The following is a 12,063-nucleotide window of genomic DNA, read 5'->3' on the forward strand; positions in this document are numbered from 1 at the left end:
GTTACTCCACGACCCGGGCGGCCTTCACCGTGAAGGTTCCCACCTCGAACTTGCCGCCCGTGCGGGTCAGCATGTGACGGAAGGTGTGCCGCTCCTCGCGGTCGGTGCCCTCGTGGAGGAGCACGTCCACCTTCACCTCCGTCTGGGCGTTCCCGTTGTCGGAGAAGTAGTCCACCAGGATCTTGTAGACGCCCGCCTGCGAGTTGGCCTGGGTGTAGATCTCCGGCCCGTAGCCCGTCGTCACGTCCACGTCGAGCGAGCCGCCGCTCGCGGTCTCCTTGTGCCCGTACCAGGACTCCTCACCCGAGGGCTCCAGTACGTGCAGGTCGAGGTCCGTGCCGTCGGTGTCCCACGAGAGCACCACGCGCAGATCGATCTTCGGCACCTTGGCGAACACCGACGCCTTGGCGCGGCCCACACCGGCCTCGTTGGCCGCCGACACCTCAATCACGTTCATCCCCGGCGACAGCACGAGGGACAGGTCGAACGAGCCGCCGCGCAGGGGCAGCGGCCGCTCGGTGCCGTTGATGGAGAGGGTGCCGACACCCAGCGAGGCGTCGGAGACGGTGCCGGTGATGCGCGCCACGCGGTTCGAGGTCCATCCTCCGGCCGGAGTGGCGAGCGTCACCGTGGGCCCGTCCTTGGCCCAGGCGGAGGTGGCCCCACAGAGCAACAGCGTCAGCACCGACAGCAACATCCGGGCGTTCACGGCTCACCTCCCACCGTCAGCGTCTGCTCGTTCGAGGTACCCCGCACCTGCGGGTGGTACATGAGCGAGGCGGTGGCCGGCATCACGTGCATGGTGCCCGCGAGGCCCGGCGCCATCATGTAGCCGAAGACGTTCTTGCCCGCCTTCACGTCGCTCACGAAGAAGACCACCTTCTCGTCGCGCACCTCGCGGTGCAGGCCCTTCGGGTGCAGGTCCCTGCCTCCGGGCGTGCGGCCCACGTCGGCCTCCTCCACCTCGCAGCCGGAGCACAGCGGATCCTCCAGCATCACGTACTCCGCGGCGTTCGGGGAGTTGACCTCCAGCTCGACGAAGAGCAGCCCATCCTGCTCCGCGCTCTTGCCGAGCGGCTGGAGCTTCTCCTCGAGGCCCGCGCCGCCCTGCTCGCGCACCACGCGGTGGTAGCGGCGGGTGATGGTCAGGCCACTGCTGCTCGCCTTCAGGCCCTCGCCGGCATCCACGTACGACAGCCGCGCCTCGAGCATCATCCCGGCGCCCTCGCCCTTGCGCGCGACCTGGATGATGTGCGGGCCCGGCTTCACCGTCAGCGTCTCACCCACCATCAGCTCGGGACCATAGAGGTCCTCGCCCGCGTAGGTGCGCTCGCCGAGCGGCTGACCATCCAACACCGCGGCGACGGTGGCGCCCTGCGTCTGGCTGGCGAAGCGCGGGAGCACGTCGGCCAGTGCGGACACCACCACCGCGGTGTCACGGGTGCTCTGCCAGTGGCCCTCGCGCCGCTGCTGCAGGAGGAACTTCACCGCGCCGTCGATGAACGGGCTGGAGGGCCGCGCGCGGGCGAGCGCCCGGAGCGCCGAGGCCGTGGACTCGATGGGGTCCTTGTCCCACGTGGCCATGGCCGGCTGGATGCGGCCCTGCCACCAGGGCTCCGTCCCGTTGCCGCCGAACACCACCAGCTCGCCCACCCGGTTGGCGGAGCGCTCGAGCTCCTCGGCCAGCGCGGCGGCGTCGTCCTGCTTGCCCGACTCGGCCAGCGCGAGCACCACCAACGACTTGGTGTACGCGGAGAGCTCGGCCTGCTCGCGCACCTTCTGCGAGAGCGCGGTGAGCATCGAGTCCGACGACTTGCCCGCCACCGCCAGGTTGTAGAGCAGCTTCGCCCGGAGCCCGTCATCCATGTCCCCGTTGGTGAGCGCGGAGAGCTTCGCGAGCCCGCGGGTGAGCATGTTGTCCAGCTCCTCGTTGCCGTAGCCGAGCGAGCGCGCCATGGCCAGGCCCTGCACCACGTAGCCCGTCATGGCCGCGTCGGTCGCGTCCTCCTCCCACCAGCCCCAGCCACCATCGTTGTGCTGGAGCTGGCGCAGCCGCGCCACACCCGCCATCACCATCTTCGGCAGCTCCTCGTGGCGCTGCTTGCGCGGCAGCTTGAGCTGCTCATACGCCTTCACCGCCACGAGGTTGGGCACGAAGCGGCTCATCGTCTGCTCGGTGCAGCCGTACGGGTAGCCCACCAGGTAGTCCAGGGCGCTCTCGATGGCCGGCGCGATGCCGGTGCTGGCGTAGACGGCCAGCCGCGAGGCCTCGGGGTGGGCGGAGGCCGGAACCTCCAGGGCGAGGTCCACCGGCGCGGTGGAGTCGGCCCCCAGCGAGGCGACGACGGCCTCGCTCAGCAGCGCACCGTGGGGCAGCCGCGGCACCTCCAGCTCCATGGAGTCGGAGTGGTTGCCCAGCTTGCCGTGGGCGCGCAGCTTCACCTTGCCGTTGCCCCCCACCACCTTGACGGGGAACACCGCCACCGCCTGGTCATTGCCGTCCACCGAGAGGGTCTTCTGCTTCTCGGTCAGCTCGACGCCGGTGGCCTCGAGCGTCACCGTGGCCGTGCCCTTCTGGCTGGTGGAGTTCTCCAGCAGCACGCCGAGCTGCAGCGTGTCGCGCTCGCGGAAGAAGCGGGGGGTGGCCAGCCGCACCTGGAAGTCCTGGTGCACCCGCGCCTTGCCCACGCCGAAGCCCACCGAGGTGTCCGCGGTGATGACGCGCGCGGTGGCCCGCCACGTGGTGAGGTTGTCCGGGAACGTCACCTTCATCCGCGCCTTGCCATCCGGGCCGGTGGCCAGGTTGGGCGAGAAGACCAGCGTGTCCTTGAAGTCCTTGCGCACCTTGCGCGAGAGCGTCTTCAGGTCACCGAAGCCCGCGCGGCTGCGCTGCACGAGCTGGCTCATCTGCTCGCGCACGCTGCGGCCGTAGCCGTAGAAGCGGAAGGTGGTGGAGCTGGTGCCGCGCACGTTGTCGCGCACCGGGTGGAAGAAGAACTCCGGCAGCGAGGGGGCGATCTCCGGCGAGACGGCGTAGATGGCCTCGTCCACGACGGACAGGGCGATGTCGGCGTTGGCCACCGGCTTGCCGTCCGGCGACTTCACCGACACCGTGAAGGTGCCCGTGTCGCCCGGCGCGTACTTCTCCTTGTCCGCCGTCACCTCCACCTGGAGCACCCGGTCCGTGGGCGGCACGCGCACCAGCAGCTCCTGGCGGAAGGTGCGCCCGGCGGAGATGGCCATGGCGCCCACGTACATGTTGGGCGTCATCTCCTTCGTTACCTTGAAGCGCAGCACCGCCGAGTAGCCCTTGAGCTCGAGCGCCTCGCTGGAGAGCACCTCCAGGCCCTGGTGCGTCAGCAGCACGCTGGCCGAGTCGAACGGGGCGCGCACCAGCACCACCGCCTCGTCGCCGACCTTGTAGGTGGGCTTGTCCGAGTACAGCTCGAACCCGCCCTTGGCCATGGGGATGTCCCCGCCCTTCTTGGTGACGAAGAAGGGCACCGTGGTGGTGATGGTCGAGCCGGCATCATCCGTCGCGGTGAGGGTGGCCACGTAGGCACCGGGCTCGGTGGGCTTCAGCTTGTGCAGGCCTCCCGCGGCGGACGCCGCCACCTGGAGCGGATGCGCGGTCAGCGACGCCTCGCTCACCGAGTCACCCGTGCGCTTCTGGTACTTCACCTCCACCTCCACCTGAGCGGCCACCGGCTTCTCGCCGTAGTCGCGCGCCACCACCTGGAGCGACACCTCGTCCCCCGGCTCGTAGACGAGCTTGTTCGCCCGCGCCGACAGGAAGAAGCGGCCCACCGTCACGTCCACCGCCTTCTGGCCCCGGGCCGTCTTGCCCGAGCCGTCCACCACCTTGGCCTCGATGGAGTAGGTGAAGTCCTGGCCGTCCGAGGCCGTGGGGAAGGTGAAGGCGAACGTCCCGTTCGCGTCCAGCTTGCCGGACGTCTCCTGGACGATCTCCCGCCCCGCCGAGGCGCGCTCACCCTCGGAGACGAAGAAGTCCGCCTCCGCGTCCACGAAGTCCGGGACGAAGAAGCGGCTGCGGTACACGGTGAGCTGCACGTCCGCGTTCTTCACCACGCCACCGTGGAAGAAGCGCGCCAGCACCCGGCCCGACACCTCGTCGCCCTCCACGTAGGAGGGCCGGCCCAGCTGCACGCTCACCTGGTACTCCGGCCTGGTGAACTCCTTCAGCTTGAACTCGCCCTCGAAGGCCTCGCCCTCCACCTCGGCGCGGATGCGCCAGACGCCCGCCGCGGGCTGCGCCGCCTTGTCCGGCAGCTCGAAGCGCCCGGTGAAGCTGCCATTCGCGGTGACGTCCACCTCCATCGTGTCCATGGCCGTGCCGCCGGGATCCACCAGGGACACGTCGGCCTTGCCACCCTTCGGCGGCGCATAGGCCGTGCCCGCGCGCGAGCGGATGATGCCCTTGAAGTGCACCTCGTGCCCCGGGCGGTACACCGGCCGGTCCGTGAAGAGGTACACCACCCGGTCATTCGCCGCCCCCGAGTAGAAGGAGGCATCCGCCAGCGCCACGTCGTCGCCCTTGCGCGCCAGCGCCAGCGTCTGCGTGGGCGCCTTCACCCTGGCCTTGAAGAGACCGTCACCGTCCGTCACGCCCTCGGCGTACGGCTTGCCCTGGTCGTACAGCGTCACCTTCACGCCCGCGAGCGCCGCGCCCGTCGTCTGGTCCACCGCCAGCGCCACCGTCTGCTCCGGGCCCTGCTTCACCATCAGGCCGATGCGCGACACCACCGCCAGCGTGTAGCCCACGTCCTCGCCCGTCACGCCCTCCACCAGGTAGACGCCGCTCTCCTTCACGCCCAGCTCCAGCGTGCGCAGCGTCCAGTTCCCGCTGTTGCCCGAGTAGCCCTCGCCGTCCTCGCCGCTCTCCTCCGACGGCTCCGACTCCGACACCGAGCCGTCCAGGTCCTCCCGCCAGTAGCTGACGAGCGGATACTCCTTGAGCAGCGGGATGCGGACCTGCTCGCGGGCCGGGGCCGACTGGGCCTTGGTCAGGCCCGTGTTGGCCGGCTCGAGCACCGTCAGCGCCGAGGCGCGCGCCTGGGGGGAGATGGCGTCACGCACCTGCTCGCGCAACGAGGAGGCCGCCGCGCGGTAGCCGCCGGTGAGCACCGTGAAGAGGTGCTTGTCCCGCAGGGTGTTCTTCGTCACCGGGCGGTGCAGATCCGTCTGCCCGAGCATGAAGGCCTCGGGCTCGGGGATGCGGTAGACGCGCATGGAGAGCGCGTTCACACCGCTGGCCTCGATGCTCACCGTGGGCTGGGTGCCCGGAGCGGCCACCGTCTGCGTGGACAGGTAGAAGCGCCCGCGAGCGGTTGCGTCCGGCGCGGCGAGCACCAACAGCACGGCGAGCACCAACTTCAGTCGAGAATCTTCCATCGGTAGAACCCCACGAAATGCGGGTTGTCGTCGCGCGGGCGCCACTTCTCGTCCGGATGCGACAAAAGGTCTTTGAACAGCACCCGTTTGACGATTCCCTTGGAACCGCCGGGCCGACTGTCGGGGCCGGTATGGTAGACGACCTCGGGCCCGAGCCCGTCGAGGTCACCCAGGTACACCATCGAGTGGTAGGACATCCCGCGGGCCTCGGGATCCTCGAAGAAGAGCAGGTCCCCCGGCAGGGCGCGTCCGGAGGGGATGCGCACCGCGTTGGCGGACAGGAGCCAGCGCGCGCTGGCGGACGCGCTGAAGGCCGACGCGAGCGGCCCCTTCGCGTCATGGGCGCCGGGCGCCACGCGGAAGAGCTTGTCTCCGAGCACGGGCACGGCGGGGTAGTGGTACTTGCGCACGTCCGGCGCGGAGGCCGTGTGGAGCTCGCGCCCCTTGCGCCAGCCCGCCCCGTGGGCCTTGAGGGCCTCCTTGTAGGCGAAGCGCAGGAGCCCCGCGCAATCCTGGTGCACCTCGGGCCAGTGCGGGTCCGGCTTGGGGTACTGCGCGGCGGCCAGCGTCACGAACCAGCGGCGGAACGCCTGGCGGTCATCCTCCGAATCCAGCTCGACGGCGTCCGGGAAGCCGTCCTTGTCCGTGTCGGAGTCATCCGCGCGCAGGCGCAGCTCCACGGGCGTCTCCGTCACCAGCCCGAGCGCATCCTCCACCCGTAGGGTGCCGCGCATCTCGCCCGGCGTGGTGCCCGCCACGACGGTGCACACGGGGCCGTGGGCGCCCGCGCCGCAAGAGGCGCGGGCGATGGAGGGAGTGAGCGAGAGGCTGGCGTGGGTGGAGGGCAGCAGCGGCGCGGAGAGGCCCAGCAGCGAGCGCGGCTGGACGTGGAAGCTCATGGAGGCACTGCCATCGGCGGGCAGCTCGGACGCGGAGCGCTCGACCCGCGCGGAGGTGCGCAGGCCCAGCGCTGGCGCGGCCAGCACGGCGGCGATGGCGAGAGCCCACTTCACGCGTCGGCCCCCTTACTGCTGCACCGGCAACGGCTGGAACTGGCCGGCCACCACGGTGCCGTCCACGGCGAGCCCACCACCATAGGGCGGCAGCTTCTTCATCGCCTCGCACAGCGGCGCCACGCTGGCGTCCACGTCGCCGGTGTCGAAGCCCTGGCTCTGGCCCTGGCCCACGGCGCGGAAGAAGGTGAGCATGGCATCGGCCGCGCGGGCCGTGTCCACGTAGGCGGTGAGGAAGCGGGTGTCACCGCTCTTGCCCACCTGCTGGAAGCCCTTCACGTCCGAGAGGGCGGGGCGCTTGCCGAGCCCCGCCTCCACCGCGGCCGTCAGCGACTCCAGGTCCGTGGCCGCCAGTAGGTAGTCCTTCGCCAGCGCCAGGCACAACCCCCCGGTGGAGTTGCAGAAGCTGGAGATGCCCGGGGCGATGTCCTGCTTCTCGGGCTCGTCCAGCCAGTTCTTCGCCAGCTTGGGGAAGGCCTTGGCCGCGGCGGCGCTGTCCTTCAGGCCCAGGCCGAGCAGGTGGTTGAAGCGCGTGTCCGACACGCCGAGCAGTCCATAGAAGGCCTCGTCGGTGAGGGCGTCCTCCAGCTCCTTCGGGAGGACGAGCGCCTTGCGCATCTCCTCGGCGCTGTTGCCGCCCGAGCCGCCGAGGCGCTCGAGGAAGACCTCGGCATTGGCCGCGCCGAGGCTCGAGAAGAGCACCGCGTCCTTGGGCACGTAGGCCAGCGCGCGGAAGGCGGCCACGGTGTCGGGGGAGTCGGCGAGCTCGCCGCCGAGCTGCATCTGTCCCGAGTCCACGTCCAGCCCGAGCGCCAGCTGCGACAGGCCCAGCAGCAGCGCCGGCGGGCCATCCGGCTCGAGCGACATGAGCGCGGCGAGGCGGTGGCCCTGCAGCTTGTCCACCTCCTTCTTGTAGCCAGCGACGGACTCGACGGACTCGCCGCCCTTGCCGAGCGCGAGCGAGAGGGCCGCCCTGGCCAGCTTCTCGTCGGTGGAGGCAATGAGCACGTTCTGGAAGGCGGCCACGTGGAGGATGCGGGTGCCGCGCCGCAGCTTGTGCAGGGGGTGGCCCTCGTGCTGCTCGGTGCTCACGCCGAAGCCCTTCAGGGTGGAGGCCATCAGGGCGAGCCGGACCACGAACTCCTGGGAGCCATCCACTTCCTTCACCAGCAGGAGGTCGGCGTCCTCGTCGTCGTTGTCCGCCACGCCGATGGCGGCCGGGCCGGAGAGGGCCTCGGCGAGGCGATCCGCGGCGAGCGGGTGCTCGGAGGCGGAGGCCAGGTCATGGCTGAGCGAGAGGGCCCGCTCCATCTGCGCGGAGAGGCTCACGTGCTCGAGGGCGCGGCCTTCCACCAGCGCCTTGCCGGGCGCCGTCTTCATGAAGGCGTCCCAGGTGCCCCGGGCCTCGGCGGCGGCCACCACCATGGAGCGGGGCGAGCTCAGCACGGCCTTGGGCACCAGCGCGGTGGGCCGGGAGACGGCGGCCCTGGGCAGGGACTTCAACAGCTCGGAGGGCGCCGGGCCCTTCTTCGCTTCCTTCTCTCCTCCGCCGCAGGTGCAGCCAGAGAGCATGGCGAAGATGAGCGCAACTGCCGCGAGTGATCGGCTCCGCATTCGTTCAATCCCCCCCGTCGAGTGTGGGCTCGGGAACGCGCTGTTTCGTAGCACACACACGCCCCGGAAACCTAGGGCGGGGGGCGCCGTCACCGCGGCGGGGGGGCCAGCAGCACCACCGAATAGCCCACCGCCACCTTGGGTCCTACGTTCTCATACGAGTGTTTCTGGTCCCCCCGGAAGACCACGACGTCGCCCACCTCCAGGAGGAAGCGCTCGCCGCTGGCCACCAGCGCCAGGTGGCCCGACTCGCACACGAGGTATTCGCGCGTCCCCGGCGTGTGCGGCACGCCCGTCAGCCGGGCCCCGGGTGGCAGCTCCATCCGGTCGAACTCCATGCCCGGCAGCGGATCCGGCAGCAGCTTGCGCACGAAGCCCGGTCCCCGCTGCCGTACGGTCAGGCTCTCGCGGGGGTAGTGCCGGGCACTGGCCCGGGGTTTCGCCACCAGCTCCTCCAGGGACACCTGGAGGGCCGACGCCACGCGGTGCAGCACGGCCAGCGTGGGGTTGCTCGTCCCCGATTCCAGGTTCGCCCACGTGGCCCGGGGCACGCCCGCCAGCTTCGCGAGCTGGGCTTGCGTCGCCCCCCGTGCTTCCCGGAGCGTCTTGATGTTGCGTGCCAGCCAGCCCGCCAGCTCCTCGTCGCTCATGCGATGGCATTCTGCCAATGCATTGGCACGGCCACCAACGGATGAGCGTCCCGCGCGTACTTCTTCGTGCAAGGAGGAGACACGATGAAGCTCGAGGGAAAGGCCGTACTGGTGACGGGAGCGAGCCGGGGGCTCGGCGAGGCGTTGATGGAGACCTTCGCCCGGAAGGGGGCGCGGGTGGTGGGCGTCTCGCGCAACGCGGATGAGATGGAGGCGGTCGTTTCCCGGCTGCGCGCTCGGGGCCACGAGGCCCATGCGCTCGCCGCCGACGTGGGAGACAAGGAGGCCATCCACCCGTTGGTGGGGGCCGCCTCCGCCCTGGTGGGACCCATCGAAGTGCTGGTGCACAACGCGAGCACGCTGGGGCCCACGCCGCTGCCGCTGCTGTTGGACACCGCCTGTGAGGACCTGGGGCGGGTGCTGGAGGTGAACCTCGTGGGGCCCTTCCGCCTCACCAAGGCCATCGCCGGCGCCATGGTGCTGCGGGGCGGGGGCGTGGTGGTGCACGTCACCTCGGATGCGGCCGTCTCGGCGTACCCGCGCTGGGGCGCCTACGGCGTGTCCAAGGTGGCGCTGGAGCACCTGGGGCGCATCTGGGCCGCCGAGCTCGAGGGCACGGGCGTGCGCTTCCTCAACGTCGACCCCGGGGAGATGGACACCGTCATGCACCGGGACGCCATCCCCGAGGCGGACCCGTCCACCCTCGCGCGTCCCCGGGACGTGGCCGTGCGCCTGGTGACGCTCGTGGAGTCGGTGGACGCGCATCCATCCGGGGCCCGGGTGGAGGCCGCTCGCGTCGAAGTGGGACGCCCGGAGGCCGCATGAACGCCGCACGTTGGCCCCGGGAGCAACCGGACTCCGGACGCCTGCTCCACGTGGCGCCCCGCTCGGGACGTCTCGACGATGTCCGCATGAGCGATCTTCCCCGGATGCTGCGTCCGGGAGATCTGCTCGTCCTCAATGACGCCGCGACCCTGCCCGCGGCCCTGCATGGCCGCACGGAAGCGGGTGCGCCCATCGAGCTGCGGCTCGTGGCCCGCGAGGAGGAGGGCACCTGGACCGCCGTTCTCTTCGGCGCGGGGGACTGGCGCATGCGCACCGAGGACCGGCCCCTTCCTCCACCCGTCTCCCCGGGCGAGCGGCTCGTGCTCGGCGGGCTGGGGGCGCGCGTGGTGGCCGTGCTCCCTCCGTCTCCACGCCTGCTGCGGGTGCGCTTCGAGGCCCAGGGCGCCGCGCTGTGGTCCGCGCTCTACCGCGCTGGAAGGCCCGTGCAGTACGCGCACGTGGAGCGTCCGCTCGCGCTCTGGCACATCCAGACGGCCTATGCCGCGCGGCCGTGGGCGGTGGAGACGCCCTCGGCGGGACTGCCCCTCACCTGGGCGCTGCTGCTGGACCTGAAGCGGCGGGGCGTGCGGCTGGCCTCGCTCACGCATGCGGCGGGGCTGTCCTCCACGGGGGACGCCGTGCTGGATGCCGCGCTGCCTCGTCCCGAGCGCTTCGACGTGCCCGCCGCCACCGTGGAGGCCATCCAGACCACACGGGATTCAGGTGGAAGGGTGGTGGCGGTGGGCACCACGGTGGTGCGAGCGCTGGAAGGACGCGCGGCGCAGACGGGAGGCCGATTGGAAGCAGGGGAGGGGGTGACGGATCTGCTGCTCGGCCCGGGCTTCGTCCCGCGCGTGGTGGACGGGCTGCTCTCGGGGATGCACGAGCCCGGTACCAGCCACTTCACGCTGCTCCAGGCGTTCGCTCCGGTGGAACTGCTGCGCGCCGCCACGGTGTTCGCGGAGGCGCGCGGTTACCTGGGGCACGAGTTCGGCGATTCGTGCCTCCTCCTGGACCCGTGAGCGGGGGCGAGTGGGCTCACCGGCGCGTGCTCACTTCTTCTCGTGCGTGTTGAACGGGTGGGGCGAGACCTCTTGGTACTGGTCATCCAGGGACTTCGCGGTCAGCCCATCCACCATCCACAACGAGGAGGCCAGCAGGAGTGCTCCGAGGGCTCCCGCGACGAGGCCCATTCCCCTGGCTCCCCGGCGCACGGAGAGGACCGCGAAGATGACCGGTGGGATGACACAGGCCAGGAGGGCAACGCCCGTGACTTTCGCCATCGTGTCGAGCTCATGGGTATTCTCGTTCACGAGGAGCAACAGGTACTCGGGGTCCACGTTGCTCATCGCCGTGCAAGCGGCCGCATAGGCCATCGCGCGGAGCCCCACGCAACCTGTCACCACTCCGCACGCTCCCGTCCACAAGGCGCCCGTGGCCAGTGGCAGGGCCCGCGGCTCTTCCGGGGCCACCGTGGGCGCGGCCAGTGCTCCCGTGCCGAGGAACGAGAACGCCAGGAGGGAGAGGATTCCCATGAAGGACGCCAACCGGGTGGACCCGGACATGGTGGCGAGGGTCACCAGGGGAAGGGCGAGCACCGGCGAGGTCAGGAGCAGTCCGCGTCCCAGGCTCCGCCCGCTCCAGTTGGACCTCCCCATCCGGGCGGTTGCGCTGGCCAATCCGAGGGCCGCTCCCAGGAGCACGCCCGCGGAGAGAAGCACGCCGAGAAGCCGCAGTGTGGCCGAATCACTGAATCCCGAGCCGAAGAGTGGCCGTGGATCCGAAGCGTAGGCGAGGGCTTCGCGCATGCGGAGGGCGTCCCGAAGTGCCAGGGGAAGCGCCACCAGCCAGCCCGCGCAGGCGGCCAGGATGAGCACCGCCACGGGAACGTTCCGGCCCTGGCTCTTCGCTCGTACCCCCCAAGCGGCCACGAGGGCTCCCAGGGTGGATGCACCGGAAATGACGCCTGTTTCCCAGACATGCCAGTCCAGGAAGTACAGGGGGGATTGATAGACGGATATCGCCAGCCAGGAGGCCGCGCCCCCCGCCAACAGTCCGAACAAGGGCGCGAGGCCCACGAGCGAGCCATGCTTCCTCGCGGTGGCCGGGGCCTCCGCGACTCCACTGATGCTGTCCATCCAGGTTCCTCCGGGTGTGCGGTCCACCTGCACGGGCAGCCCTTTCAGCGGGACCGCTTCGTCTCAGGTGCCGCGCACCCGGTGCGAGCCACGTACCCGCCCGCCACCGGGTCTCCCCCGAGTGGAATCCGTGGGAGTCGCCGTTCCCGGTCATCCCCAGCGCGAGACGGGTATCCTCGCGCCGGGATGGGTCCGGACGGGGCCACCCTACGTCAGCATGGAGGGCTCGAGCTCCACCTTCATCCAGCCCGGGTTGCGAGCGTCGAAGGAGCGGTAGGCATCCAGGGCGCTCGTCGGGGTCCACCGCGCCCGTGCGCACCAGCTCCATGAGGTGGGGGAATGACCGCTCGCGACACGTAGGCCGCTCAGGTGTGTCGGTAGACTGGGCCCCTACTTCGAGCCGAGTACCCC

General features: G+C 70.8%; 8 protein-coding genes. 2 read left to right on the plus strand and 6 right to left on the minus strand.

The annotated features are described in order from the left end of the window. Position 1: 1 nt before the first annotated feature. From Q664_RS36995 to Q664_RS37015, 5 genes are all read right to left on the minus strand, one after another. Positions 2-709, minus strand: a complete 708-nt coding sequence (locus tag Q664_RS36995; RefSeq protein WP_052519136.1) for a DUF2135 domain-containing protein — start codon at positions 707-709, stop codon at positions 2-4. After that, positions 706-5,412, minus strand: a complete 4,707-nt coding sequence (locus Q664_RS37000) for an alpha-2-macroglobulin family protein (RefSeq protein ID WP_084610595.1) — start codon at positions 5,410-5,412, stop codon at positions 706-708. The genes Q664_RS36995 and Q664_RS37000 overlap by 4 nt, the downstream gene beginning before the upstream one ends. Beyond that, positions 5,394-6,425: a DUF1175 domain-containing protein gene (locus tag Q664_RS37005; RefSeq protein WP_052519137.1), complete on the minus strand. Its 1,032-nt coding sequence runs from the start codon at positions 6,423-6,425 to the stop codon at positions 5,394-5,396. Before Q664_RS37005 ends, Q664_RS37000 begins: the two co-directional genes overlap by 19 nt. Positions 6,426-6,437: 12 nt before the next feature. Continuing rightward, positions 6,438-8,039 (minus strand): hypothetical protein, encoded by a 1,602-nt coding sequence (locus tag Q664_RS37010; protein WP_152622558.1) that lies wholly within the window; start codon positions 8,037-8,039, stop codon positions 6,438-6,440. Positions 8,040-8,128: 89 nt separating this feature from the next. Further along, entirely contained in the window at positions 8,129-8,689 is a 561-nt protein-coding gene (locus Q664_RS37015; RefSeq protein ID WP_043406952.1) for a helix-turn-helix domain-containing protein, read from the minus strand. Between the two features lie 84 nt (positions 8,690-8,773). On the opposite strand from Q664_RS37015, the gene Q664_RS37020 reads away from it, so the two are divergent. Both Q664_RS37020 and Q664_RS37025 read left to right on the plus strand, forming a co-directional pair. Next, the gene (locus Q664_RS37020; RefSeq protein ID WP_043406956.1) at positions 8,774-9,514 is read left to right on the plus strand and encodes an SDR family NAD(P)-dependent oxidoreductase; all 741 of its coding nucleotides are present in this window, start codon (positions 8,774-8,776) and stop codon (positions 9,512-9,514) included. Further along, positions 9,511-10,536 carry an S-adenosylmethionine:tRNA ribosyltransferase-isomerase gene (locus Q664_RS37025; protein WP_043406959.1) on the plus strand — a complete coding sequence of 342 codons (1,026 nt, stop codon included), beginning with the start codon at positions 9,511-9,513 and terminating at the stop codon, positions 10,534-10,536. Before Q664_RS37020 ends, Q664_RS37025 begins: the two co-directional genes overlap by 4 nt. Positions 10,537-10,566: 30 nt before the next feature. On the opposite strand, the gene Q664_RS37030 is transcribed toward Q664_RS37025, so the two are convergent. Then, complete coding sequence (locus tag Q664_RS37030) at positions 10,567-11,652, minus strand: hypothetical protein (protein WP_043406962.1); 1,086 nt, start codon at positions 11,650-11,652, stop codon at positions 10,567-10,569. Positions 11,653-12,063: the final 411 nt, after the last annotated feature.

The sequence above is a fragment of the Archangium violaceum Cb vi76 genome (assembly GCF_000733295.1).
GTDB lineage: Bacteria > Myxococcota > Myxococcia > Myxococcales > Myxococcaceae > Archangium > Archangium violaceum.